Genomic DNA, 25,016 nt, shown 5'->3' with positions numbered 1-25,016 from the left:
ATTTTTAAAATGACTTTTAATCTAGTGAGCAGATAACCTTGAATGGCATTACATGATTTTTAAAAATACTATCTGGACGAAAAATAAATTAAAGTCCAATGGTACAGAGAAAACTCAGCGTTTTTCTGTATCTATGAAACTGAATATCGTAAATTTTCTTATTATCATTTCAAGTTTAATAAGTATTATTGGTGCGTACGAAATTCAAATAGGCGGAAAAATGCATGAGTTAAACTACTTTCATCAAAAATATATTACCCAGTTAGTGAAAACTGTAAAATCATTTGAAGTTGACTCGGTATCTACCAATGATGTACGAAAAGATATAATGTTGGTGAGAGAGCAACCTATTAAATGTATAGAACTTATTGGCTCTTTTGAAATATTGATAATGAAGTTGATAGGGACTAAAAATATCCTGCAAGTGTGTCATGACGATCTTGCTGTTGCGGATAATCTTCTTCAGAAAGTGCAAGAATTCGACGCAGCGGTGTTTGATAAAAAAGCACTTACACATTTTCTTTATCAAGGAATTAATGAGTTTGAATACAGTGGAATGAGATTTGAACCTTTAGTGAGTAAAACCGTAAGGGTACTTTTCTTTATTGTTATTAGTATTTTGATTACCAAAGCTTTTATTGTGCCTTTAATTGGGTTAATTCTTTCAAATAGTGTTGCTCAAGATTATCAATTACTATTAATAACAAAGACTAATTTAGAAGAAGAAAAGCAACGTAATGCACTTATACAATCTGAACGAATTGAATCGTTAACCATTATGGTTGCCGGTATGGCCCATGAAATTAATACCCCAATTGGCATAAGTATTACCGCTAATTCGTATTTAGGGGATACCTTAGGTATGCTCAGGAAATCTTATGAAGATCAAGAGTTAACTAAGAGTAAATTTGATCATTTTATTGCGGAAATGGAAAAGAGTAATACGTTGGTGATGAATAATCTTTCACGAACAGCGAAGTTAGTGAAAAGCTTTAAAGAGGTATCTGTAGATCAGTTCGTAGATGAATTGCAAAATATTAAATTAAAGCCATACATTGAACAGATATTAGTGAGTTTAGTTCCTGTTACCCAAAGCGCTAATATTAAGTTTAAACTATGTTGTGATAATGACATACAAGCTAGTATTTATGGTGGGGTATTTAGTCAAATATTTACTAATCTTGTCACTAATGCAATTAATCATGCTTTCCAAGATAAAGAGGCCGGAATAATATCTATTTCTGTTAAAGAGTCTTCTGACAATGAAATACATTTTTCTTTTGAGGATGATGGCTGTGGTATTTCTGAAATAGATAAAATTCATATTTTTGCCCCTTTTTTTACTACCAAAAGAGGTGAAGGTGGTACAGGTTTAGGACTTCATATACTGCATAATCTTGTGACTGATAAATTGCAAGGAAGAATATTATGTACAAGTGAAATTGGTACTGGCACTCGATTTGATATTTACTTCCCTAAAATAATAAAAGTTACTGATTAGGCCATGTTTTATGATGTGAGTAAGTAATATCTATTCACACAAGCTAAAAAAGGTAAAGTTAGTAAAAGTTACGGTAAAGGTAGAGGGGTTAATCCTTTCATCTTACTATTTAAAAAATCGAGAATATCTACAGTTTCAATGGGTTTAGAAAAGTAGAAACCTTGAAGAAAGTGGACACCTAATTTAGTAAGTTCTTGTGCTTGTTCTTCGGTTTCAACACCTTCAGCAACAACTAAGAAATTTAATGAGGAAGCGATATCCATTACTGCTGAAATGATAGCATGGCCATTACCATTCAAGTTGTTTACAAATGATCGATCAATTTTAACTGTGTTTACCGCTAAATCTTGCATAACAGAAAGCGAAGAATATCCTGTGCCAAAGTCATCAATCGAGACTTTAATTCCGAGCGCTTGAAGACGTTTTATTTGATTCAAAATAGAGTTGGTATCTGCCGAAAAAACGGATTCGGTAATTTCTATATGCAACAATTCTGCTGGCAACTTACTCGTTGAAAGAGCATTTTCAACAATATTTATAAAGTTATCATCTTTAAACTGAATGACTGAAACATTAACTGAAATAGCTAGTTGTAGTTTTCTCTCCCATCGACTCGCTTCCATACAAGCGTGTTGAAGTACCCATGCACCTATTTCATGTATTAAACCATATTGCTCTGCAATCGGAATAAATTCATCCGGCGTGATATTCTCGCCTTTTACTTGCCAGCGTAAAAGCGCTTCAAAGGCAAAAATATGATGATTACTCGATAAAACTAAAGGTTGAAAAACCAAGCGTAGTTGTTGATTATCAATAGCCTTAGTAAGTTCATTTTTTAAATAAAGTTCGTGTGAGTAAAGTTTTTCCATTTGTTCTGAAAATACACCGACAGTTGAACGAGCTTTTTTCTTTTGAAAGTACATCGCCATATCGGCTGATTGAATAAGACTATCTTCCGTTGTGGCATGATCCGGATATAGTGCGATACCTATAGTTGCTCCAACAGTTAAAATACTATTATCAATACAGTGGGGTGCTGAAAGCTCTTTTATTAACTGTAATGACTGCTTAATGGCACTTTCCTCTCCTGTATTAGGGAGGGCAATAAGAAACTCATCTCCACCCCAGCGGCAAACAAGAGCGTTATTAAGGTTTTCTTGTTTTAGGCGTCCGGAAGTTTCTCTTAAAATTTGGTCACCTGCTTTATGACCAATGGAATCATTGATATTTTTAAAGTTATCTAAATCAATAAATAATAGAGCAATATTTTTTTGGGGGTGTTCAGCTGACTTTTTAGAAGATTGCTCAATAATAGCTTTTAAATGACTTAAAAAAGCGGCTCGATTGTATAGTCCGGTCAGAGGGTCAAGATTAGAAAGTTCGTAAATTTTTTGTGTTCGTTGTTTAACTTTTTCTTCCATCTCTTGAATTAATGCCAAGTTTTCATTTTTTAACATTATAGTATTAAGTGTAAAATCAGCAGATTTTTTTGAGATGAGTATCATAACGATACAAAAGGAAAAACCAAGAATACCAAGTATTTTTAGAGCAAAAATATCGGATACTATCAACCCTAAAGAGCCAGGCGCGAGTAATATAAAGGAATAGAATAATGCTGTTTTTTTATGACCCGATAGAACCGTCGCAGAGCCACCAGCCATTGAACCAACAGCAATAATTGAAGTTGTTAATTCAATGCCGTTATTATATATCGTCATATAAACTAAATATATTGACCACATGATAGCGGTAGGGTTTACACCTAGAATAAAGCGATTAACGGCTTTTTGACCATCGAATTTAGTGTTATGTAATTTGGTTTTCCACCAAATTACATCCGCCATCCTAGCCGTGAGCAACAAACTCATGCCACACCACCAGATGAGCTGAAATGTGGAAGTGTCAGGATTATTAAAAGCAAATGCCAAAAAACTAGAGGTGATAGCGCTGATGGTTATACCTGCAACTGCATTGCCGTAGAGCAATGTTGCAGCATCACGTTGCATAGATTCGTTTAATTCTGGTGTAATGCTAGTCAAGAAGCACCTCTATATTTTTTAATACGTTGTTAATTTTATTTTTGAACGTAATTTATGTTAACTATTTAAGACCATGCTTCGTATATTCACCTTTTACTGTTAACTTAACAGTTATAGGATAATTTGTGGTGTTTTTCCAATACCAGCCATGTGATCCCGCAAAAGGAGTGGTAAAACTTCCTTTCATATTATGGGCCGTTGCAATCGCATAGCTTTCAAAATAACCGCTAGTATCGCCTGTAGGCTCACCATGTAAATCAAAATATAATGGGGTGCCATCCGTAGTCCATTCATAATTAAGTTTTTGATATTGTTCCATCGTGAATTTGTATTCTACCCCTCGTCCTGCTGGTACTATTATTGTCATTGTTTCGCCTGCACGCTCTGACTTTTTAGTTGTTTTTGCATTTACGTCATTAAAAACAGTTAGCCCGAGTTTTTTTCCTATACCGGTAGGATCAATATTATATTCAGCAGGTAAAATTACGATAACCAATACAGCTATGGCAAATACTAGACTGTATACTGAGTACATAAATAGAGCACTTTTCGCTAATGATATTTTTTTTGGAGGTGTTTGTGACATTATTATCTCTTTAATAATTAAATTTTATTCGAATAGGGGATCAATGTAATAGAATTGGCGTTAGCTAATTAAATAACCAGTTAACTGAAAGCCTATCAACATAAATCCTGCGCTCATTAGTAAACTATTTGTGATAGTGGCAAATTGTAAAAAAATACTGTGTTTACGCCAAAAGTTTATGATTAAAATAATAGTGGCTAATGCAGTAAATTGCCCCAATTCAACTCCAACATTAAAGGCTATTAAATTACTGATTAATCCATTATCTGCTAATTGAAGCTCTTTTAACTTAGTTGCTAATCCAAAACCGTGAAAAAGACCAAAGATCAATATTGCTAGTTTGGTATTGGGAGACTTACCAAAGAAGTGATTAAAACCACCTAAATTATCAAAGCCTTTATAGACAACAGAAAAACCAATAATAGCATCGATTAAATAAGCATTAATTTGAATATCACTGAGCACACCAAACAATAAGGTTAAGCTATGCCCAAATGTAAACATACTGACATACAATAAAATATCACGACTTTTATATAAAAAAAACAGCACACCGACTAAAAATAATAAATGGTCGTATCCCGTTACCATATGCTTAGCACCAATATACAAAAATGGAATGATTTGTACGCCAGAATTTTGTTCTAAAAACCGTCGAGTATCATCATCAACACCATGGGCTATGGCGTTGGTTGGTAACCATATGGCAAGTATGACAATAAAACTTAACCAACCATATCGTTGTAACATATTGACCATTCAGGGTTTCCTTTGAAAACTTGTTTTAGTGGGTACTCCTGTATGATTGTTTAACGTATGATTTATTCATCGTTTGATAACATTAAAACTATAACGTTTGGTTATTCGGTTTAGATCGCTTTATTTATTTTGGCAACACGGATTGATGCCTTAATAATTTTAATTTCTTCTTTTGTTCTGCCTCGTCTACTACCTAATGTTTGTATTTTAGCTAAACTATCATCTAAACCTTTGACTACTTTACCAAAAATTGTATGTTTACCATCTAAAAAAGGAGTAGGAATAAAAGTAATGAAAAATTGACTACCATCAGTACCTGGACCAGAGTTAGCCATACTTAAAATACCTGGTTCACTATGACTCATCTCATTATCAAACTCTCCATCATATTTATAACCAGGGTTACCCGTTCCATTACCTAGCGGATCACCACCTTGTGCCATAAAGCCAGGAATGACACGGTGAAAAGTTAGATCATCATAAAAACCTAGCTTAGTTAAGTAAATGGTACTGGAAACATGCATAGGAGCTGTGTCTGGAAATAGTTTAATGGTGAGGTTACCTTGGTTTGTTTCTAGTTCCCAAAAATAATCTTTTTCAGGGGTAAAGGTAAGCAAAGGAGGCTTGTTTAGCTTAGTTTTCCAACTTGCGTCTGATTTATCTACAGCTTTGATAACTTCATTTATTTTTTTTATTGCCGGATCTGGGCCGCAACAAGCGGTTAACGTTAAAATTAAACAAAGACTGGCAATGATATTTTGTGTCATATTCATATAAAAATTCTTATTTCTGCTTGTTGAAGGTAGTTAAATCGTCTAAGCGTTCATTATCACCTTAATTTATAATTTTATCTATTGTGATTTTAACGTGAATATTAAGAAGTAAGTATAGTGAGGTGATAGAAAATTTAATTTTTATTAATGAATTATTGGACAAAAGGCTGAAATATTATAACCTATATCTTTAAAATATAGCTTGAAACTGGATTTCTATGAAACTGATTACATTAGCAGCTGTTGCTGCTATCACATTTACCACATCCGCTTTTGGTAATGAAAGTATTATCCCCGTATCACAAGAGATTAAAGATACCACTGTTAATCTTCGTGATAAAGCCATAAAAGATGATAGTGCTTATGAAATATTAAAGTCACTTACCACTGAAGTAGGGGCTCGTCATCCTGGAACACCAGGTGAAAAGGCAGGGATTGAATGGGGAGTTAATAAACTAAAAACTTTAGGGTTTGATAAAGTTTATACCGAAGATGTGAAAATGAATGGCTGGCTTCGTGGCACTGAAACGGCGGAAATTTTACTACCTTCTTATCAAAAAATGGTTATAACAACACTTGGCCGTTCAAAATCAACACCTAAAGGTGGATTAGAAGCTGAGATTGTACATTTTAAAAGCTATGCTGATCTTGAAAAAGCAACCGATGGTAGTTTAAAAGGTAAAATAGCTTTTATCAGCAAACGTATGGAGAAGTTTAAAGACGGAGCTGGTTACGGTCCAGCGGTTATTGCTCGCTCTAAAGGTCATGAACTTGCAGCCCAAAAAGGTGCTGAAGCTTTATTAATTCGCTCTATCGGTACCGATGATCATCGTAATCCACATACCGGCTCTACTAACGTAGCTATGGGGTATACCGCAGTACCGGCTATTGCTTTATCAAACCCAGATGCTGATCAATTAATACGTTTACTTGATTATGGCCACACCCCTAAAATTCGCTTAAATGTTCAAACTCAGGATCTTGGTCCTATTGTGACTAAAAATGTTATCGGTGAAATTACGGGGCGCGAATTTCCTGATGAAGTTGTCGTTATTGGTGGTCATCTTGATAGCTGGGACTTAGGTACTGGTGCTGTTGATGATGGCGCTGGTGTTGCTATTGCTATGGCGACAGCTGCTTTGATAAAAAATAATACTAAGGAACGTCCTCGTCGCACTATTCGTGTCATACTTTGGGGTGCAGAAGAGCTTGGATTAATTGGCGCGCGTGCTTATGCCAAAGCTAGACAAGAAGATGGCACTATTGTTAACCATGTGATTGGCTCTGAATCTGATTTTGGTGCTGGTCCTATCTATGGACTTCAGTCGTCTAGTAATGTTTCTGATAACGCATTACATGTAATTGATACCATGGCTAGTTTAATGGGGACTTTAGGTGTTAGTCGTCGTAGTGGCGATACCACTGGTGGTCCAGATATGATTCCATTGTCTAAGCTCGGTGTTCCAGCATTAAAATTAATGCAAGATGGTACTGATTATTTTGATTTACATCACACACCTGATGATACTTTTGATAAAGTGAATCCTGAGCATATGCGTCAAAATGTAGCGGCATGGACTGTGTTTACTTATATCGCTGCTGAATGGCCAGGATCTTTTAAGTAAATATTTTATAAGTTGATTTTTATAGGTTAACTCTCATAAGTTAGCTTTCATAAATTAAGAAGAGAAATCCTCGTTATTGCTAGCGGGGATTTTTTTTGTAGTTAAGCAAGGTAATAGTTATTAATGCTTGTTAATCAAAGCCAATTAAAAGATAAATATAACGATAAAGGTTATTTTGTTATTCGAAATTACTTTAGTGATATTGAAATTTCGCAATTAAGAGAAACCATTTTAACGTTTCATGAATTATGGAAAAAAGACAACGAAACATTCTATCAAGAAGAGGCGTTTAACTCTTCGTTAATTACCGGTAGTCAATATTTATCATTTGACGATAGGGTATTACTGTTTAACTTTATTAGCTCACCTAAAGTTATGGCGATGGTGGAATCGTTGATCCCTATTAGTCCTGCCTTTATGAATACTCAATTATTTTTCAATCCGGTCAATCCAGCACAAAAAGATTTTTGGCATAGAGATTGTCAATATGATCATGATATTGAAGGGCAAAAGCAAGCTATCAAAAATACCCAAGTAGTACACCTTAGAGTGCCTTTGTTTGATGAATTAGGCATTGAGCTTGTTCCTGAAACGCATAGACGGTGGGATAATGATGAAGAGTTTAATGTTCGACAAGAAGAGCAAGGGAAAGTCAGTAGCGATGAACTTTCATTAGGTAAAAAAATTAAATTAGCCGCTGGCGATTTATTAGTGTTTTCTGCCGATATGATACATCGTGGTCTATATGGTATGGATAGGTTAGCCTTAGATATTCTCGTATTTGATCCTGATAGCGACTTTGCGGATTATGTTGATGAAGATTGTTTACCTGATCCGGCCATGATGGAAAAGATTAATGATGCTAGGATCTTTCAGACGACTATCGATTTAAAGTCGCAGTTATTAGTAAAATAGAGCTACTAATAATTTAAATAACTGTTATCAAAGCCATTAGTAGGTGGGGCCTTACCTAATAGGGCTAATAGCCGTTACTTCTGTATTAGCCAACTATTATTATGAAGTGGTTTATTATTAAACAAAACCTTAGCTAAAGGTCTTATTGTTTAGCTAGTTTGCTTTTGTTAGAGTCCGCCGCTTAATTCCAAATTGAAAATGAACGGTAATTATTTCCTCGTTCCTTTTCGTTCAGTTCTATATTCAAATACACAAAGAGAAACGTACTTTATGATCATCTTTTTTATCTGTCTTACTATTCTAATATTGGGCTACAAGTTTTATAGTCCTTTTGTAGAAAAGCAAGCTGGCTTGGACTCAACCATTGATACACCACAAAAACGCTTTAGTGAAGGTGTTGACTATGTTGCTATTCATCCGGTACGTGCTTTTTTAATTCAATTTCTAAATATCGCTGGAGTTGGCCCCATTTTTGGTCCAATACTCGGGGCTTTATATGGTCCTGTTGCCTTAGTATGGATTGTCTTAGGTAATGTATTAGGTGGGGCGGTACACGATTTTTTCTCAGGCGTTATGAGTATAAAAGAAGATGGTAAAAGTTTACCTGAGATAGCCGGAAAATATTATAACGTGGTGTTTAAAGGCTTTATGCTGTTATTTACTGCCATGTTACTATTTTTTGTTGGCGTAGTCTTTATTATGAGCCCGGCAGGTTTACTGAGTAATTTAGATTTTTTTGAGGGCACTATTTTAGCCAATAATACTTTTTGGGTATTAACTATTTTAGCGTATTACTTTTTTGCAACCTTATTACCTATTGATAAAATAATTACTAAATTTTATCCATTTTTTGGATTATTAATGATTGTAATGACAACATGTGTTGCTATCGCATTATTAATTAACGCGCCGCACTTACCGGTAGCTGGTGACTTTTTAGCATACTTTGAAGCTGATCATGCTCATGACTTTTTAGAGCCAAATCCGGATGGTTTACCTACTTGGCCATTGCTGTTTATTACCATTACTTGCGGTGCTATTAGTGGCTTTCATTCTACTCAAGCGCCAATTATTGCTCGCTGTTTGACGAACGAAAAGCACGTTCGTCCAGTTTATTATGGTGCAATGGTATGTGAAGGTATAGTTGGTTGTGTTTGGGCTTTAGCCGGTATTGCTGCGTTTCCAGAAGGTTATGCAGGTTTAAAAGTATTGCTTGATCAAGGTGGTCCTGGTTTAGTGGTTAACCATGTAGCAAACAGTTATCTTGGTGTATTTGGCGGTATTATGGCGATAGTTGCTGTAGCTGTTTTCCCTATTACTTCTGGTGATACTGCATTCCGTTCATTACGCTTAACGGTTGTTGATGCTTTTAATATTCCACAAAGTTTACGTAATAGATTATTACTTGCTGTGCCTATTTTAACAATTGCCTACTTCATGACTAAGTTAGATTTTTCGCTTATTTGGCGTTATTTTGCCTTCTCAAATATGCTGCTTTCTACCAGTGTATTGTGGCTTGCAACCAAATATTTATTCGACCGTGGCACATTCCATTGGATTGCTAGTATACCAGCAGTAATCGCAACAGCAGTGACATTGTCGTATATTATGACAGCGTCAATAGGTTTCAACATATCAAGTGATTTTGGTAAGCCAATTGGGGCTGTTACCGCTATTATTGTTTTAATTGGACTTGCTATAGTGCATGCAACTAAGTTTAAAAAAAGAGTTGAAGTTTAGTTAGCCTAAAATTTAACTTTAGCCCTAACTTAGCTTAGCACTGAGATTAGCTTAGCAATAAAATACTAAAGCCGTTGTAGTTGTATCGTCAATTACAGCGGTTTTTTTATATCCTATTATTTATCACCTATCATCCATCATTTAGCTGTATTAAATATGACGGAAACGTTAAAAACAGTTGTGCTTTTATCAACACATAGTTGCCAGTTTAAATGCTCACAAATACGTTCAATAATGACAAGACCATAACCAAAACCTGGTTCAATATCCGAAGCATCATATAAATTTGATAGCGTTAGTTTATTAGCTGTAAGCTTAACGTTGATACTTGTCATCTGATCTGCAGTTTTAACGTTATTATTAGCTTTAACGTCATTATCAATGTTAGAAATATTTTCTGTTACTGGACTGAGTGAGTAATTAAGTGCATTTTTAAATAAATTATTGATCACCACTTGCACCATATCTAGTGGTGCAAATATATGTATATCGTTTTCAATTTCAATGCCTAACGTTAATTCTCGTCGAAGAAGTTGTACCTGTAACTGTTCTATTTTTTGCTGAAGTAATTGATCAAGTGAAATATCTTCAAAGTGATGTTTGTCTATTTGTTCTTTTCCCAACAGTAGAAAGGTATTTGTTAATAAACTAATGTCGTTGCTTGCTTGAATAATACGTTGTGTAGCTTTGGTGGCTAATTGATTATTAAATTCAATGCTTGTTAGCATTTCGCCAGATCCTTTCAACACCATAAGTGGTGTTCTTATTTCATGTGCCGCAAAGTGGCTAAATTCTTGTTCACGTTTAAAAAATTGAGCAATGCGTACCTTACTATCTAATAGTGCTTGTTCAATAATCGCTATTTCTTGATAATCAGCATCAACGTCAAACAGCGGGTTAGCGGGTGCCATTTGGGCTATTTTTTGTTGAACCTTAACGAGGGGAACTGCGATTAGCCTCACCAAGTAAAAACCTAAAGCTATCATTACAGCAAGTAATGCGGTACCAAATATGAGTGAAAATATAAGTAGTTTAGTTTCATATTCATCTAAATAATCATCAGCATTGTCTTTAAATACAATATAAAATAAGTCTTTCCCGTTAGGGTGCTCTCTCACTAAAAAGTGCTTATCTTCCGGTCCTAAATGATGTTCATAAAACCCTGGGTGTTGATACGAGGTTAGCCATTCTGGAAGATTTTCGACCTTGTCATAAAAATCAAATTCATATTGATTAGGTAACACGGGCATATTCGGAGTAGAGTTATTAGGGAGGGCATGAAGAGATTTAACACTTTGAATATAAACGTTAGCTTCGGCATCCAACCAATGCTGTAAACTAATTATTTCCATTTGATCTTCAGCCACAATAATAATTAGGCTAAATAATGCAATAAAAAGGGCGGCTGTTGCGCTGTAAATTAAAATTAAGCGATTAAATAATTTAGGCTTAGTTGACAAGTTTAAATCCTTGACCGTGTAAGGTTTCTACACTGTTGGTATTGATGCCTTTATTAAGAACTTTGCGTAATGCATAGATGTGACTGCGAAGCGCATCGCTTGGTGGCTCTTCATCTCCCCATATTTGTTCAATCATTTGTTGCCTAGATACAACCGTTGGAAATTTTTGCATTAATAAACGCATCATTTGATGCTGTATTTTACTCAGTTTAATTGGTTCATTATTTCTATAGAGTGAATTTGTTTGTAAATTATAATATAAATCGCCTACCGTTAATGCTTGCTTATTGCCACTTTGTCCACGTTTTCCAAGTGAGTCAATACGAAGCAAAAGCTCTTCTAAGGCAAATGGCTTAACTAAGTAATCATCGCCCCCGACATTAAATGCCTTTCTTTTATCTTCTAAACTATCTCTGGCTGTTAAAAAGAGAATAGGGGTATTAATTAAATACTCATTTCGTAAACGTTCAACAGTCGCTATACCGTTTAACTTTGGCATCATGATGTCCATAATAATAACATCAAATGATTGTGTTTTTATTTGACTGATTGCCGCTACACCGTTGTATGCGCAATCAACAATATGACCATGCAAATCTAAGTAGTCAACAATGGTTTCCATTATCGCTATGTCGTCTTCTACAATCAGTATTTTCATTCATATCTCAAAATTAAAAATAATCGGTACACTTCAAGCATCATTATACGCTTGAAGTGTACTCGTATTGATTAGGGATTAGTAATTTCAATCACATCTACGTCTATTTCGGGTGATTGTAAGAAATCTTTTTCTACTTCACCTAATATTGTAATGAGCGTGTTTTCATCAAATTGCTGTTTAGGAAACACATGATTGTCTATTTCTACACGTATTTGTTTATCACCGCTTTTAAAAATGTATTTATCACTACTGACTTTTTTTATTAAGTAACCGGTTAACTTTACATCTTGATCATCAACAGGGTCTTCTAAAATAGAAGCAATATCAGTATTTACATGTAGGTTATAACCAAAACTTTCAGCAAATACAGGTTTTAACGTTGTTAAGAGTAAAAGGCCTAAGGCGATTAACATTATTACTTTTTTCATGTGATCTTTCCTAATGATAGTATTAAGTTAAAAGGTATAGCTTGCACTAAGCATTAACGAGGCATTACCTACTAAGCTTGATCTCGCATATTGAGCTTTAGCTGTTATATCAATATTTTTATAGACTTGATACTGAAGGCCTATCGCTGCAAGACCACCAATACTGGTATCACTTTGTTGAACATTAATGTGATTAATGTCAGGTCCATTTTCAACGTCAATTTTATAACTCGCATTAAAGTCTGCATCATGATGTAAAATACCAACAGCACCAACTAATTTTAAATTATCGTTAAGAGGATATAAATAGGTTGCTGCTATTGATATTTGCGTATAGTCAGCATCAGCTTCCCATTCTTCTTCCTGTGTATAATCAATGACTGTTTCAAGCTCTGTGCTTTGTTCAAATGCTGTAAAAGCAAGCTCTACTCCCCAATTGTTATCAAACTTATATCCAGCAAATATATGAAAGTCGCTGCTTGTACCTTCTTTTTGTAAATTGAGTGTTACGTTATTCACCGACGTAGATTTCATCGCATTATCTTGAATGCTTGGGTTATTCGTTTGAATACCTGCACCAATGTAAGTATTAGCTAAGGTAGTAAGTGGCGTACATAAGGCAAGTAGGTATAGGTAAGTTTTTTTCATGGTTGTTTCTTATCGTGTTTAAAAGATAGAGTAATTACACCATAGAGAATGTGAAGAAAATGTGAGGAGAAAATAATTTTTTATTTTTATATTAATATTTGTTCTTATATTAATACTCGTTTTATTCAGTTATTACTTACTTGAACTAATTAAAATGTTTTACAGCGTGGTGCTCTTAATACTAATAGCCCGCTATTGCTCAACTGAGCGACTTGCCTTGATTTATTCATTGCCGTATTGTTAGCTCATAAACTTAATGAAAAAGCGAAGAATGTAAGGTAATACTTATTATAAGCTTTGCTTGTTACTCAAATAAGGATTGTCTTTTATCCTCAAAAGCGTATAATACGCGAGCTTTTCTGTCGCCTATAGACAGGAAGTGTCTGGAAAATCCGTTTTAACACTAAAATATAAGAGGGCGATATGGTTACCATTCGTTTAGCTCGTGGTGGCGCTAAAAAGCGTCCATTCTATCAGGTTGTTGTTGCAGATAGCCGTAACTCTCGCGATGGTCGTTTCATCGAGAAAGTTGGTTTCTTCAACCCAACAGCACAAGGTCAAGCTGAAAAATTACGCTTAGACCTAGACCGTATCAACCATTGGGTTGGTCAAGGTGCTGGTTTATCTGATCGTGTGGCTAAGTTAGTTAAAGATGCTCAAGTAGCAGCTTAATAGCAAACTTAGTAGGCAATAGTAGAAATTAGTGAGTTGTTATGAGTACACAAGATCAAATTACCTTAGGTAAAGTAGGCGCTGTTTACGGTATCAAAGGTTGGTTGAGAATTCATTCATTCACAGATGAAAGCGATGCCATACTTGACTATTTTCCTTGGTCATTAAAATTAGGAAATAATACGCGAACAGTAGATATTACTGATTGGCGCAAGCACAACAAAGGCTTAGTCGTAAAAGTTGCTGGTATTGATGACAGAGATGATGCGCAAGCATTGGTCGGTTCTGAGATATTAATCAATGAGAGTTCATTGCCAGAATTATCGCAAGGTGATTATTACTGGCGTGACTTAATCGGCATGTCTGTTGTTACTACTCAAGGTTACGATCTTGGTGTGGTATCTGACATGTTGGAAACTGGCGCTAATGATGTACTGGTTGTGAAAGCGAACCTTAACGATGGCTTTAGTAAAAAAGAGCGGTTAATCCCTTATCTTTTTGAACAAGTAGTTGAATCGGTAAGCATTGAAAATAAACAAATTTGTGTTGACTGGGACCCAGGTTTCTAGCTTGTGACTAGTGTTGATTCTTCATTGAAGAAAAGCAAAATGTGGATAGGGGTGATAAGCCTTTTTCCCGAAATGTTTGACGCTATCACTGAGTATGGGGTGACAGGCCGAGCGATACGTGGTGGGTTAATTGAGTTTCATAAATGGAACCCAAGAGACTTTACCCATGATCGACATCGTACCGTTGATGATCGTCCTTATGGCGGTGGTCCAGGTATGTTGATGATGGTACAACCACTACGTGATGCTATTAATTTTGCGCGTAAAGCAGCAGAAGAAAATGGTAGAAAAGCGAAGGTTATTTATTTGTCGCCGCAGGGACGAAAACTGGACCAAGCAGGTGTAAGTGAATTAGCACAAGATGACTGCCTGATATTTATAGCAGGTCGTTATGAAGGCATAGACGAGCGATTATTAGCGTCAGATATTGACGAAGAATGGTCGGTTGGCGATTACATTTTAAGTGGTGGGGAACTGCCTGCGATGAATGTAATTGATGCTGTAGCACGATTAGTGCCTGGTGTATTGGGACATAAAGAATCAGCAGAGCAGGACTCCTTCTCTAACGGTTTATTAGATTGTCCTCATTATACTAGGCCAGAAGTACTGACTACCGCTTCGGGGGATGAAATGTCAGTACCAAAAGTTTTGTTAAGTGGTAATCATGAACACATACGCTTATGGCGCCAAGAACAGTCTCTATTGAGAACATGGACCAGAAGACCAGAATTATTAACTAACCTAGCTCTGACAGATGAGCAGGATAAAATGTTAGTTTCTATTAAGAAACGCATAAGTTCCACTTAGACTGTGCATACTAGGAAGAAGGTATTATGAGTAAAATTATTGAAATGCTCGAACAAGAGCAATTAAAAAAAGACCTACCAGATTACGCTCCAGGCGATACTGTTGTAGTTCAAGTAAAAGTTACTGAAGGTGATAAATCACGTCTTCAAGCATTTGAAGGTGTTGTTATTGCTGTTAAAAACCGTGGCTTACATTCTGCGTTCACTGTTCGTAAAATCTCGAACGGTGTTGGTGTAGAGCGTGTATTCCAGACACATAGCCCAATTGTTGATTCAATTGAAGTGAAACGTCGCGGTGACGTTCGTCAAGCGAAACTTTACTATCTTCGTGAACGTTCAGGTAAATCTGCACGTATCAAAGAGAAATTGGCTAAGAAGTAACTTTTTAAAAGTTAAGCTTCAAGCTACTTTCCTTGTAAAGAAAGTTGATGAAAAAAGGGTGAATATTAAATTATTCACCCTTTTTTTATTGTAAATTATCAAGAGACACTTATATATTTGATAAAGCCTTTCAGAGTCATTTTTATACCAGTTTCATTAATTAAGTGAACAACTAGTTATTAAATAAATAACGATGTAGTTGGTGATTTTAACAAGTAGAAATGATCACATAGTTAGTGAGGTTGGTATTATCTGTTTTTAAATCGGCTTTATAAAAATCACGTATTGTTAACAGTATTATGAAGTAATCTTTATTGCTAATTAATTAGAGCTCTATCAAGCTGCTTAATATTTGATCGTTTTATTTCACTATATATGTCAATATGGTGATTCATTTACTAGGAAAATAACAATGAAAAAATTAGTGCTAACTTTTATCGTTTCACTTGTTGTATTGATGGGGTGTCAATACAACAAGGATTTAAAAAGTATGGAGCAGGTCACTATGTCAGCTATTGCGCTTACTTCTACAAATTGGACGTTAGGGGAGCTTAATGGCGTGAAAGAAAATATAGCGCAAAATGAAATGCCAGTAAAAAGTATGACTCTGCATGTTAACGATAATAGTGTAACTGGTTTTGCTGGGTGTAATCGTTTTTTTGGACGCTTTGTTGCTGAAGATTTGGTTAATGGGCTTGGTAAACTAAAATTTAATAACATAGCCTCAACAAAAATGGCTTGCATGAATGTTGAAATAAATGAACAAACCTACTTTAATGTTTTAAATGATACTGTTTTTTATCAACTTGATGATAACTCATTAATATTGCTTAATGAGGCGTTAACCGTATTAGCTGTATTTGAAAATAAAAAATAAAAAATATATATCATGTTTAATTTTTTGTTGACGTAAATATAAAAGAGGGAGTTTTATGAAAAAATTGTCAAAAATAATAAGTGCTTGTATTGCTGTTTTATTGAGTTTTAATTTATTCGCCACAAGTTTACAAGTTGGTGAGCAAGCGCCAAATTTTAGATTACAAGCTACTACAGGGGGATACTTTCAACTCAGCGATTATCAAGGTAAACAAGCGGTGGTTTTAGCTTGGTACCCAATGGCGAATACTCGTGGGTGTACAATTGAATGTAAATCTTTAGTAGAACAAGGCCATCTCATTAGAGAATACGATGTGCGCTATGTTATGGCTAGTGTTGATCCATTAAATGATAATTTAGACTTTGCTAAGAAAACTTCGGCAGACTTCCCTATGTTAAGTGATCCAACAAAAGCAACGGCTAAAGCGTATGATGTACTTAATGTTTTTAAAGTAGCAAGCCGAGTGACCTTCTATATATCTAAAGAAGGAAAAATATTAAAAATAGATGAAAATGTTAAGCCTGCTACTGCTGCAGAAGATATTGCTAAGTCTTTAAAAGCGCTAAATGTTACGTTACTACCTTCAGATTAAAAATATTTTACTGTTTTTTGAACACTAGTAGACGATTATTCGCTGGCATCGTATGATCGTCTACTAAGTTAAGGCCTGCTGAGCTGGCTAACGCTAATATTGCTTCAATATCTCTTATACCACTATTTTTATCTCTTTCTTTTAACCATAAATCAAAGTTAGCATTACTTTCGCTAGTGAACTTTCCTTGGTAATTAAATGGACCATAGATACAAACATTAGCGCCAGATTTTAAATTATTAGCAATACCTTCAAAAAACTTAACGACAAGTGCCCAGCTTATTATATGTAATGTATTTGCTGTGTAAATTGCATCTATAGTTGTATCACTTATTGGCCAATTTTCATTTAAATCAATCACGATAGGCTTTAATACATTCGTTAATGCTGCTTCATCTAACCATGAGTGAATACCTGGATGATTAACAGGTAAGTCACTGGTTTGCCAGGTTAAATGTGGTAGATGCTGTCCAAAGTAAGTAGCATGTTGTCCAGTACCAGAGCCAATCTCTAAAACATGCGTATTATTTGAAAGTACATTTGTTAAAATAGCTAAAATAGGCTGTTTATTGTTTTCGGATGCTTGTGAAAAAGGTTTATTCATTGTATTTTTAACTCATTAATTTGATTTTCTAAAGGGTAGCATCTGCTGACATTGCTTTTGGTAAGTTAGCATATGCGATCGCTCTTGTTGACAAAAGTTTTTAATTATCTCTTTAAAAGCAGGATGTTTTATCCAGTGATAAGAGTATGTTAACACTGGCTCGAAGCCTCTTTGTATTTTGTGCTCGCCTTGCGTGCCCGGATTGAACATTTGTAGGTTATGTTTGAGACAAAACTCGATACCTTGATAGTAACAGAGCTCAAAATGCAAATTATTAACTTGTTTAGTGCAGCCCCAATACCTTCCATATAATTGATAATCATCATAAAAGAATAACGCACAAGCAATATCTTCTTGTTCATGGCTAGCAATAACTAGTAACACATTATCGGATTTTTTAGATATTACTTGCTTAAAAAACTCAATGTTTAAGTGAGGCTGGTGGCCACGCTTTAAATAAGTAAGTTGATAAGTTAAATAAAAAAAATCGAGATCTTTTGATGTAATTTCATTTTTTTTTAGTAAACGTATATCAATACCTTGCTCAATAATAGACAACCTTTCTTTACGTGTATTCTTTCTTTTACGTGAAGAGAATGTATTGATAAAATCATCAAAAGTCTTGTAATCTCGGTTAAACCAATGAAATTGTACCGTATTACGTTGGTAAACATCGTCTGGTAATTCTGTTGTTACTTTATCGCAGTATAAAATGTGCCAGCTATTAATGTCTTCTTCGTGGCAATGCTCTATTAATGGCGTAAAGAAATCGCTTATTTGGTGAGTTGAAGTAAGTAACTTATCGCTAGTAACAGGGGTAAAAGGAATTGTCGCTACCAGTTTAGGATAGTAATCTAGGTTATAACGTTTAAAAGCTTCAGCCCAATCCCAATCAAAAACGTATTCACCCCAAGAGTGGTTTTTTAAATACATTGGCATAATAGCAGCTAGATCATTGCTCGTTGTTGAAACTAAATGATGAGGCTGCCAACCTTGTGTGCTATTAACACATTGACTTTCTTCAAGTGCATTAAAAAAATCATAATCAAGAAAAGGGCAAGATGAACTATTTAATTTTTGCCAATATTCTGGGCTGATTTTATTTATATTATTAATAAAGTTTATTTTCATCTTACCATTGTACAGCTGACTAATTTTTAGTTGCTAGTTATTTATATAACTATTTTGTGAATGAATATGTATTTATTGTCATTTTTAGTATAAGTAAATTGAAAAAAGTATAAATTATTGCAGTAATATCAGTTGTTTAAAGTATATTATGTGCATCTTAGGTTTTCTTTACGAATATTGCTTGAGACTAACCTTTATAATTATTGAATAATCCCTTTTATATTGCTTTGGCAATACATAATCTTCAGCTATTTACTTTATCTCTTTCACTACCTTTTTTTATTGGTTTTCTATTGACGATATATTTACATTCATGAAGTCTCTTATATGGCCTTTATTATTAGTTTAGATAGATATTTAAAGATGTGTATATTAATAAAGCTTACACTTCTTTTATTTTTATTATTGTTTTTATGTTTAATTATGGGTAAAGTGTAAGCAAATGAAATACAATAATGAAGGTTAGAACAGTTAATGAAAGATTTAAAACGTCGTGATTTTCTCAAAACTGCAGCACAATCTGTTGCTATTTTAGGCTCTACTGCAGTTATTTCTGCCTGTGCGGCAGACGCGAGTCAATTATCATCACCAAAAGCACAAGGTAAATCTGTAATAGGTTTAGTTACGCCTAAAATGGATGTTGTTCGAGTTGGTTTTATTGGTATTGGTCAACGAGGTGCTGGCCACGTTAAACATTATTGTCATTTAGATGGTGTTGAAATTAAAGCTATCTGTGATACCGATCCTGTTGTCATTGGTCCTTCTGTTGATTATGTAACTCAACAAGGTTTTAAAGCACCTGATGTTTATACTGGATCTAAGTATAGCTACCGCGAACTACTTGCTCGAAATGATATTGATATTGTTATTATTTCAACACCATGGGAATGGCACACACCTATGTCTGTTGAAACGATGGAAAGCGGTAAGCATGCTTTTGTTGAAGTACCTGCAGCAACCAGTTTAGAAGAATGTTGGCAATTAGTTAATACCGCCGAGCGTACACAAAAAAACTGTATGATGATGGAAAATGTTAACTATGGCCGAGAAGAGCTGATGGTCTTGAACATGGTTCGCCAAGGTGTTTTTGGCGATTTACTCCATGGTGAAGCAGCCTATATTCACGATCTACGTTGGCAAATGAAAGAAATAGATCGCAAAACAGGATCTTGGCGTACACTTTGGCATACAACTCATAATGGTAATTTGTACCCAACACACGGTTTAGGTCCTGTATCTCAATATATGAATATTAATCGTGGTGATAGGTTTGATTATGTTACTTCTGTTAGCTCTCCTGCACTTGGTCGTGCTGCTTATGCCCAACGAGAATTTCCAAAAGATCATGCGCGTAATAAATTAAATTTTATTGCTGGGGACATGAACACCAGCATCATAAAAACAGTAAAAGGCCGTACTATCATGGTACAGCACGATACAACAAGTCCTCGTCCTTATACACGTCATAATTTGATTCAAGGTACCAATGGTACTTTTGGTGGTTTCCCTGATCGTATTGCCTTAGAAAAACCGCCTGAAGCTATTGCTGCTATTTATGAAAAAGAATATCAAGACAATTTAGCCAAATGGAAAGCTGGAGGTAAAAAAGGCGAAGAGCCGACTAAAGCAAGCTTCCATCATTGGGATAAAGATATGAGTAAATGGTATGAGTCATATGAGCACCCTCTATATGTTCGTATGGGAGCGGAAGCTAAACGAAATGGTGGTCATGGAGGTATGGATTTCTTAATGATGTATCGTATTGTTTATTGTTTACGTAATGGTGAGCCTTTAGATCAAGATGTGTATGACGCAGCGGCATGGTCATCTATTTTTCCACAAAGCATGGCTTCTGTTGCCGATCGTAGCAACAGTAAAGATATACCTGATTTTACTCGTGGTATGTGGAAAGTAGCTAAACCGTTAGGTATTGTCAGCTAAATTATGACCTAATAGATATTTACGTGCTTTTACTTTTTATTGAAGGTGATCTCTTCGCTCTTTAATAGAAATAAAAGCACTTTTTTTAATGTACAAAAAAAGTAAATAAAACCAAATTGAAAGCAGTGTTAATCACCTTATTGATTACTTACCTTAAGAAAAGTTACCATTTGATTCACACTTAGTAAACTCACTTAATTTAGTGGTGGAAATAGCTATTTCCTACCCATTTTCAGGAAAATAAAACGATATTATGTCAGCTATAAACAACATAGCCTATGGTTTGGATATTGGAGGGACCAAAATTGAAATTGGACTTTTCGATCATGAAATGAAAATGATTGATAGTTGGCGAGTGCCAACGCCAACTGAAAATTATCATGAATTTCTTTATACAATTACAACATTGATTAATGAAGCAGATAAACGTACAGGTCAACAAGGTAGTATTGGTATTGGGATGCCTGGTATTATCGATAAAAATAAACGGGTTAAATCAGCGAACATCCGTTGTGCAACAGGTAAGTTAATTGTAGAAGATTTAGAGAATATTTTAGGACGAAATGTCGCTGTTGCTAATGATTGTCGATTATTTGCATTGTCAGAAAGTAATCAAGGAGCAGGTCGTAATTTGCCTATTGTTTATGGGGCAATTATTGGCACTGGTGCTGGAGGCGGTTTATGCATCGATGGTGAGTTGTATAAAAGTACAAATAATACTGCTGGTGAGTATGGACATTTACCGGCATCAGGTGCTTTGTTAAATAAATATAATATAAAACCACGACAATGTGGTTGTGGCTTAATTGGCTGCAGTGAAACTTATATTGCAGGCCCAGGGTTAGGTTGGTTGTATCAACATTTTGGTAGCGATAGTAATAGCACGACTCAGTTTGTCACTGATTTACGTGATAATAATCCAATAGCGATTAAAACATTTGATTGTTATATGGAGTTTTTAGGTTCAGCATTCAGCACGTTAGTTTTATCTTATGATCCAGATATGATCGTTGTTGGCGGTGGTTTGTCTAAAATCGATGAGATCATTGAGGGGCTTCCAGCTGCGATTAATAAACATTTATTTACAGGGATCGAATCTCCTATTATTTCACGCGCTGTTTTTGGCGATTCTAGTGGTGTACGTGGTGCTGCTATTTTAGGAAAAAACCATGAGTTTGAAAAATAAGCATTATGACACTTGTCGCTGTTTTATCGACCCTATTAATTAATATTTTATTGAAGGTATTGAAATGACTAATAAACGTTTACATGTAGAAAAATATTTTGATGGTGAAAATTTTATTGAAAATAAAGTCTTTACACTTTCAAAAGGAAAAATTGTAGCAATTGATAACGACATATCAAAAAGTGATGAGGTCCTGTCGGGTCTGGTGGTTCCTGGTTTCATTGACTTGCAGGTTAATGGTGGGGGAGGCGTTTTATTGAATAGCACGCCAACAGCCGCTGGCATTGAAAAAATAATGCAGGCTCATATAAAGTTTGGCACAACAGCAATGTTACCGACATTAATTACTGACAAAGTATCGGTAATGCAGCAAGCAGCAGATGCTATTGCTGAAGCTATTAATAATAATGTGATGGGAATTATCGGTATACACTTTGAAGGTCCGCATTTGTCAGTTGCTAAAAAAGGTGCTCACAGTGAGGAATATATTAGAAAAATCACTGATGAAGAATGGCAAGTATTGAGCCGTAAAGACATAGGGCAAATATTAGTCACTTTAGCTCCTGAAAATGTTTCCGTTGAAGATATTAAACGTATGGTTGATATGGGAATTAAAGTTTGTCTGGGTCATACTAATGCTGACTTTGAAACTGCGCAAAAAGCCATTGATGCTGGTGCTGACGGTTTTACTCACTTATTTAATGCTATGTCTCCATTACAAGGAAGAGAGCCAGGAGTCGTGGGCTCTGCACTGCTTAATGATAAGGCCAGTTGTGGCTTAATCGTCGATGGTCATCATGTTGATTTTGCATCATGTCTATTAGCTATTAAAACGAAACCTCAAGGTAAACTATTTCTTGTTACTGATGCTATGCCCCCTCTAGGTACCGATGATAAAGAGTTTATGTTATTTGACCGGAAAGTTATTCTTGACGGAGGTAAGTTAACTTCACCAACTGGTGGGCTTGCGGGTTCAGTTTTAGATATGGCTACTGCGATAAAAAACACTCATCAAATTCTTAATATAGAGTTAGGTGAAGCAATTAATATGGCTACCGCTTACCCTGCAAATTATGTAAATCAACAATCTATCAGAGGTCGATTATTTGAAGGTTGTCAGGCTGATTTTGTTGTTTTGAGCAATTCTTTGTCAGTTGAACAAACATGGATTTCAGGCAAGCAAGTATACTAATTTAATTCGCTCATCTAGCACCAATCGGATACTCATTAAGCTTACTAAAGCAAGAATGATTGGTGATCATGTTTAAGAAAGTAATTATTGAGCATGATGAAGCAACTTAAAAGCAATTAAGCACAACATATATAGTCCTTCTGTGCATTATTAATAGTAAGAACTGGCTTATTTTTCTAAAGATAATAAGCCAGTAACTCTGTTGGTAATTTCGAGATCAAGCCATTAAAACCGTGATGATGAGAATATTTTGTTTGAGATTTCCACCTTAATTTATCATTTATCATTTATCATTTATCGTTTCGGCTATAAATTTTCTCAATAGCAATTAACAACATTTCACCATTGATTTAGTGTCCTTGTTTAACGTTCTAACGAAGTATTTAGTTACCTAGGAAGGTTTTGCATGTTTACATTATTTTTCATTTCTACGCATATACTGATGCACCTCCTTACTATTGCTTTCTTACCTGTTTTTTTTGTTGTATTTAATTTCAAATGCTTTCATGGTCTTTCAAAGTGTTTTTTTTTGTGTAACAATGAAATTAATACAACTTGATAAGGTAAATCAATATGGATGCTACTAATCATTCAAATATACGACAAAGTGTTAGTGTGATACCAATGTTCATTATAGGAACGTTATTCTTTGTTTTTGGCTTTGTTACATGGTTAAACGGCTCTTTAATTCCGTTTTTAAAAATTGCTTGTGAGCTAAATCATATGGAGGCTTACTTTGTTACCATGGCTTTTTATATCGCTTACACCGTAATGGCATTACCCATGGCTTTTGTATTGAAGCGTACTGGTTATAAAAATGGCATGATGTTAGGTTTATTAGTGATGGCAATTGGTTCACTAATATTTATTCCTGCAGCTAATGAACGCATGTTTAGCATATTCTTATTTGGTTTGTTTATGTTGGGTACAGGACTAACTATTTTACAAACAGCTGCTAACCCTTACATTGTACTTTTAGGACCAGAGGAGTCGGCTGCGGTTAGAATTAGTATTATGGGCTTGCTAAATAAAGGTGCGGGTGTTGTTGCACCGATTATTTTTACCGCTTTTATTTTAGGTAATATGGGGCAATTTGATGAAAACCAATTAGCAGCACTCAATGATATTGAGCGCAATATTCAATTAAATGAGCTTGCCCAGCGATTAGCAGACCCTTATTTGATTATGGCAGCAACGCTTATTGTATTAGCTATTTTTATCAAACTATCACCTTTGCCTGCAATGAATTCAACAGAAAAAAAACAAGATGGCAAACAAGACAATGATAATGATTCTATCTTTGCTTATCCGCAACTTATTTTAGGTGTTGTTACATTATTTTTATATGTCGGTGTTGAAGTTATCGCTGGTGATACTATCGGTTTATTTGGTCAAGAACTTGGTGTTGAAAATTTTGGTCAACTTACCTCATATACCATGGCATTTATGGTACTCGCTTACATTGTTGGTATGTTCAGTATTCCTCGATTTATAAAACAGGAATCAGCTCTAATGCTGTCAGCCGTATTAGGTTTGCTACTCACTTTTCTCATTATGATTACACCAAAAGATAGTGCAGTTGTTTGGTCTAGTTTAATTTTTTGGCAAGAAGTAGGTTATTTGCCTGATGTAGTTTTATATGTTGCTTTGCTCGGTTTTGCTAATGCATTAGTTTGGCCGGCAGTCTGGCCAATGGCTTTAAGTGGTTTAGGTAAGCATATAGAAACAGGCTCAGCTCTATTGATTATGGGGATTTCGGGGGGAGCAATATTACCTTTGGCTTATGGTGCTTTAACTGAAGTGACGAGTAATTCCCAAAGTTCATATATGGTAATGCTGCCTTGTTATTTATTTATTTTATTTTATGCATTGAAAGGGCATAAGGTTCGTCATTGGAATAAGCAATCTTTATAAAGTTGAGCTACTCATT

At 35.0% G+C, this 25,016-nt stretch carries 24 protein-coding genes; 14 read left to right on the top strand and 10 right to left on the bottom strand.

Annotated features, from left to right (window positions below; genetic code table 11):
- Nucleotides 1-52: 52 nt before the first annotated feature.
- Nucleotides 53-1,501: a HAMP domain-containing sensor histidine kinase gene (locus tag KO509_RS16465; protein ID WP_215974352.1), complete on the top strand. Its 1,449-nt coding sequence runs from the start codon at nucleotides 53-55 to the stop codon at nucleotides 1,499-1,501.
- 68 nt (nucleotides 1,502-1,569) lie between these two features.
- On the opposite strand, the gene KO509_RS16460 is transcribed toward KO509_RS16465, so the two are convergent.
- From KO509_RS16460 to KO509_RS16445, 4 genes are all read right to left on the bottom strand, one after another.
- Nucleotides 1,570-3,540, bottom strand: a complete 1,971-nt coding sequence (locus KO509_RS16460) for an EAL domain-containing protein (RefSeq protein WP_252727666.1) — start codon at nucleotides 3,538-3,540, stop codon at nucleotides 1,570-1,572.
- 61 nt (nucleotides 3,541-3,601) lie between these two features.
- Nucleotides 3,602-4,075, bottom strand: a complete 474-nt coding sequence (locus KO509_RS16455; protein ID WP_215974453.1) for a hypothetical protein — start codon at nucleotides 4,073-4,075, stop codon at nucleotides 3,602-3,604.
- 111 nt (nucleotides 4,076-4,186) lie between these two features.
- Nucleotides 4,187-4,876, bottom strand: coding sequence for a HupE/UreJ family protein (locus KO509_RS16450; RefSeq protein ID WP_252727685.1), 690 nt, complete (start codon nucleotides 4,874-4,876; stop codon nucleotides 4,187-4,189).
- A 119-nt stretch (nucleotides 4,877-4,995) separates the two neighbouring features.
- Nucleotides 4,996-5,658 carry a peptidylprolyl isomerase gene (locus tag KO509_RS16445; protein WP_215974350.1) on the bottom strand — a complete coding sequence of 221 codons (663 nt, stop codon included), beginning with the start codon at nucleotides 5,656-5,658 and terminating at the stop codon, nucleotides 4,996-4,998.
- Nucleotides 5,659-5,876: 218 nt separating this feature from the next.
- On the opposite strand from KO509_RS16445, the gene KO509_RS16440 reads away from it, so the two are divergent.
- The 3 genes from KO509_RS16440 to KO509_RS16430 all read left to right on the top strand — a co-directional run bounded on the left by KO509_RS16440 (nucleotide 5,877) and on the right by KO509_RS16430 (nucleotide 9,938).
- Nucleotides 5,877-7,283 (top strand): M20/M25/M40 family metallo-hydrolase, encoded by a 1,407-nt coding sequence (locus KO509_RS16440; protein ID WP_215974349.1) that lies wholly within the window; start codon nucleotides 5,877-5,879, stop codon nucleotides 7,281-7,283.
- A gap of 123 nt (nucleotides 7,284-7,406) precedes the next feature.
- Complete coding sequence (locus tag KO509_RS16435; protein WP_215974348.1) at nucleotides 7,407-8,198, top strand: phytanoyl-CoA dioxygenase family protein; 792 nt, start codon at nucleotides 7,407-7,409, stop codon at nucleotides 8,196-8,198.
- A 270-nt stretch (nucleotides 8,199-8,468) separates the two neighbouring features.
- Nucleotides 8,469-9,938 (top strand): carbon starvation CstA family protein, encoded by a 1,470-nt coding sequence (locus KO509_RS16430; RefSeq protein WP_215974347.1) that lies wholly within the window; start codon nucleotides 8,469-8,471, stop codon nucleotides 9,936-9,938.
- Nucleotides 9,939-10,075: 137 nt separating this feature from the next.
- On the opposite strand, the gene KO509_RS16425 is transcribed toward KO509_RS16430, so the two are convergent.
- The 4 genes from KO509_RS16425 to KO509_RS16410 all read right to left on the bottom strand — a co-directional run bounded on the left by KO509_RS16425 (nucleotide 10,076) and on the right by KO509_RS16410 (nucleotide 13,135).
- On the bottom strand, nucleotides 10,076-11,398 hold the full coding sequence (locus KO509_RS16425; protein ID WP_215974346.1) for a HAMP domain-containing sensor histidine kinase: 1,323 nt from the start codon (nucleotides 11,396-11,398) through the stop codon (nucleotides 10,076-10,078).
- On the bottom strand, nucleotides 11,388-12,056 hold the full coding sequence (locus KO509_RS16420; protein WP_215974345.1) for a response regulator transcription factor: 669 nt from the start codon (nucleotides 12,054-12,056) through the stop codon (nucleotides 11,388-11,390). Before KO509_RS16420 ends, KO509_RS16425 begins: the two co-directional genes overlap by 11 nt.
- A 71-nt stretch (nucleotides 12,057-12,127) precedes the next feature.
- On the bottom strand, nucleotides 12,128-12,487 hold the full coding sequence (locus KO509_RS16415; RefSeq protein WP_215974344.1) for a NirD/YgiW/YdeI family stress tolerance protein: 360 nt from the start codon (nucleotides 12,485-12,487) through the stop codon (nucleotides 12,128-12,130).
- Nucleotides 12,488-12,514: 27 nt separating this feature from the next.
- Nucleotides 12,515-13,135, bottom strand: a complete 621-nt coding sequence (locus KO509_RS16410) for an AcfA family outer membrane beta-barrel protein (RefSeq protein WP_159819046.1) — start codon at nucleotides 13,133-13,135, stop codon at nucleotides 12,515-12,517.
- A 423-nt stretch (nucleotides 13,136-13,558) separates the two neighbouring features.
- On the opposite strand from KO509_RS16410, the gene rpsP reads away from it, so the two are divergent.
- The 6 genes from rpsP (at nucleotide 13,559) to KO509_RS16380 (ending at nucleotide 17,032) form a co-directional block, all read left to right on the top strand.
- Nucleotides 13,559-13,807 (top strand): 30S ribosomal protein S16, encoded by a 249-nt coding sequence (gene rpsP, locus KO509_RS16405; protein WP_076420269.1) that lies wholly within the window; start codon nucleotides 13,559-13,561, stop codon nucleotides 13,805-13,807.
- A 41-nt stretch (nucleotides 13,808-13,848) separates the two neighbouring features.
- On the top strand, nucleotides 13,849-14,376 hold the full coding sequence (rimM, locus tag KO509_RS16400; protein WP_215974343.1) for a ribosome maturation factor RimM: 528 nt from the start codon (nucleotides 13,849-13,851) through the stop codon (nucleotides 14,374-14,376).
- A 39-nt stretch (nucleotides 14,377-14,415) separates the two neighbouring features.
- On the top strand, nucleotides 14,416-15,183 hold the full coding sequence (gene trmD, locus KO509_RS16395; RefSeq protein ID WP_215974452.1) for a tRNA (guanosine(37)-N1)-methyltransferase TrmD: 768 nt from the start codon (nucleotides 14,416-14,418) through the stop codon (nucleotides 15,181-15,183).
- Nucleotides 15,184-15,209: 26 nt separating this feature from the next.
- Nucleotides 15,210-15,563: a 50S ribosomal protein L19 gene (rplS, locus tag KO509_RS16390; protein WP_215974342.1), complete on the top strand. Its 354-nt coding sequence runs from the start codon at nucleotides 15,210-15,212 to the stop codon at nucleotides 15,561-15,563.
- 412 nt (nucleotides 15,564-15,975) lie between these two features.
- Nucleotides 15,976-16,440, top strand: coding sequence for an META domain-containing protein (locus KO509_RS16385; RefSeq protein WP_215974341.1), 465 nt, complete (start codon nucleotides 15,976-15,978; stop codon nucleotides 16,438-16,440).
- A gap of 55 nt (nucleotides 16,441-16,495) precedes the next feature.
- Nucleotides 16,496-17,032, top strand: coding sequence for a redoxin domain-containing protein (locus tag KO509_RS16380; RefSeq protein ID WP_215974340.1), 537 nt, complete (start codon nucleotides 16,496-16,498; stop codon nucleotides 17,030-17,032).
- A 7-nt stretch (nucleotides 17,033-17,039) separates the two neighbouring features.
- Here KO509_RS16380 and KO509_RS16375 read toward each other — a convergent pair whose 3' ends face one another.
- Both KO509_RS16375 and KO509_RS16370 read right to left on the bottom strand, forming a co-directional pair.
- On the bottom strand, nucleotides 17,040-17,636 hold the full coding sequence (locus KO509_RS16375; protein WP_215974339.1) for a DUF938 domain-containing protein: 597 nt from the start codon (nucleotides 17,634-17,636) through the stop codon (nucleotides 17,040-17,042).
- Between the two features lie 15 nt (nucleotides 17,637-17,651).
- Nucleotides 17,652-18,767, bottom strand: coding sequence for a peptidogalycan biosysnthesis protein (locus tag KO509_RS16370; protein WP_215974338.1), 1,116 nt, complete (start codon nucleotides 18,765-18,767; stop codon nucleotides 17,652-17,654).
- A 474-nt stretch (nucleotides 18,768-19,241) separates the two neighbouring features.
- Between KO509_RS16370 and KO509_RS16365 the strand changes: the two genes are divergently transcribed.
- The 4 genes from KO509_RS16365 to KO509_RS16350 all read left to right on the top strand — a co-directional run bounded on the left by KO509_RS16365 (nucleotide 19,242) and on the right by KO509_RS16350 (nucleotide 25,000).
- Nucleotides 19,242-20,708 (top strand): Gfo/Idh/MocA family oxidoreductase, encoded by a 1,467-nt coding sequence (locus tag KO509_RS16365; RefSeq protein WP_215974337.1) that lies wholly within the window; start codon nucleotides 19,242-19,244, stop codon nucleotides 20,706-20,708.
- A gap of 253 nt (nucleotides 20,709-20,961) precedes the next feature.
- Nucleotides 20,962-21,894, top strand: a complete 933-nt coding sequence (locus KO509_RS16360; RefSeq protein ID WP_252727664.1) for an ROK family protein — start codon at nucleotides 20,962-20,964, stop codon at nucleotides 21,892-21,894.
- A 64-nt stretch (nucleotides 21,895-21,958) separates the two neighbouring features.
- Nucleotides 21,959-23,086, top strand: a complete 1,128-nt coding sequence (gene nagA / locus KO509_RS16355; protein WP_215974336.1) for an N-acetylglucosamine-6-phosphate deacetylase — start codon at nucleotides 21,959-21,961, stop codon at nucleotides 23,084-23,086.
- Between the two features lie 573 nt (nucleotides 23,087-23,659).
- On the top strand, nucleotides 23,660-25,000 hold the full coding sequence (locus KO509_RS16350) for a sugar MFS transporter (protein ID WP_252727663.1): 1,341 nt from the start codon (nucleotides 23,660-23,662) through the stop codon (nucleotides 24,998-25,000).
- Nucleotides 25,001-25,016: the final 16 nt, after the last annotated feature.

Origin of the sequence: Colwellia sp. C2M11 (assembly GCF_018860915.1) — a bacterium.
In the GTDB taxonomy this organism is placed as follows: domain Bacteria; phylum Pseudomonadota; class Gammaproteobacteria; order Enterobacterales; family Alteromonadaceae; genus Colwellia.
This window is presented reverse-complemented; position numbering and strand designations above follow the sequence as displayed.

Excerpts from the sequence above, each read along its gene's own strand:
- KO509_RS16465 (WP_215974352.1), top strand. The coding sequence starts at position 53 with ATGATTTTTAAAAATACTATCTGGACGAAAAATAAATTAAAGTCCAAT.
- KO509_RS16455 (WP_215974453.1), bottom strand. The coding sequence starts at position 4,075 with ATGTACTCAGTATACAGTCTAGTATTTGCCATAGCTGTATTGGTTATC.
- KO509_RS16450 (WP_252727685.1), bottom strand. The coding sequence starts at position 4,876 with ATGTTACAACGATATGGTTGGTTAAGTTTTATTGTCATACTTGCCATA.
- KO509_RS16445 (WP_215974350.1), bottom strand. The coding sequence starts at position 5,658 with ATGAATATGACACAAAATATCATTGCCAGTCTTTGTTTAATTTTAACG.
- KO509_RS16440 (WP_215974349.1), top strand. The coding sequence starts at position 5,877 with ATGAAACTGATTACATTAGCAGCTGTTGCTGCTATCACATTTACCACA.
- KO509_RS16435 (WP_215974348.1), top strand. The coding sequence starts at position 7,407 with ATGCTTGTTAATCAAAGCCAATTAAAAGATAAATATAACGATAAAGGT.
- KO509_RS16430 (WP_215974347.1), top strand. The coding sequence starts at position 8,469 with ATGATCATCTTTTTTATCTGTCTTACTATTCTAATATTGGGCTACAAG.
- KO509_RS16420 (WP_215974345.1), bottom strand. The coding sequence starts at position 12,056 with ATGAAAATACTGATTGTAGAAGACGACATAGCGATAATGGAAACCATT.
- KO509_RS16415 (WP_215974344.1), bottom strand. The coding sequence starts at position 12,487 with ATGAAAAAAGTAATAATGTTAATCGCCTTAGGCCTTTTACTCTTAACA.
- KO509_RS16410 (WP_159819046.1), bottom strand. The coding sequence starts at position 13,135 with ATGAAAAAAACTTACCTATACCTACTTGCCTTATGTACGCCACTTACT.
- rpsP (WP_076420269.1), top strand. The coding sequence starts at position 13,559 with ATGGTTACCATTCGTTTAGCTCGTGGTGGCGCTAAAAAGCGTCCATTC.
- rimM (WP_215974343.1), top strand. The coding sequence starts at position 13,849 with ATGAGTACACAAGATCAAATTACCTTAGGTAAAGTAGGCGCTGTTTAC.
- trmD (WP_215974452.1), top strand. The coding sequence starts at position 14,416 with ATGTGGATAGGGGTGATAAGCCTTTTTCCCGAAATGTTTGACGCTATC.
- rplS (WP_215974342.1), top strand. The coding sequence starts at position 15,210 with ATGAGTAAAATTATTGAAATGCTCGAACAAGAGCAATTAAAAAAAGAC.
- KO509_RS16385 (WP_215974341.1), top strand. The coding sequence starts at position 15,976 with ATGAAAAAATTAGTGCTAACTTTTATCGTTTCACTTGTTGTATTGATG.
- KO509_RS16380 (WP_215974340.1), top strand. The coding sequence starts at position 16,496 with ATGAAAAAATTGTCAAAAATAATAAGTGCTTGTATTGCTGTTTTATTG.
- KO509_RS16375 (WP_215974339.1), bottom strand. The coding sequence starts at position 17,636 with ATGAATAAACCTTTTTCACAAGCATCCGAAAACAATAAACAGCCTATT.
- KO509_RS16370 (WP_215974338.1), bottom strand. The coding sequence starts at position 18,767 with ATGAAAATAAACTTTATTAATAATATAAATAAAATCAGCCCAGAATAT.
- KO509_RS16365 (WP_215974337.1), top strand. The coding sequence starts at position 19,242 with ATGAAAGATTTAAAACGTCGTGATTTTCTCAAAACTGCAGCACAATCT.
- KO509_RS16360 (WP_252727664.1), top strand. The coding sequence starts at position 20,962 with ATGTCAGCTATAAACAACATAGCCTATGGTTTGGATATTGGAGGGACC.
- nagA (WP_215974336.1), top strand. The coding sequence starts at position 21,959 with ATGACTAATAAACGTTTACATGTAGAAAAATATTTTGATGGTGAAAAT.
- KO509_RS16350 (WP_252727663.1), top strand. The coding sequence starts at position 23,660 with ATGGATGCTACTAATCATTCAAATATACGACAAAGTGTTAGTGTGATA.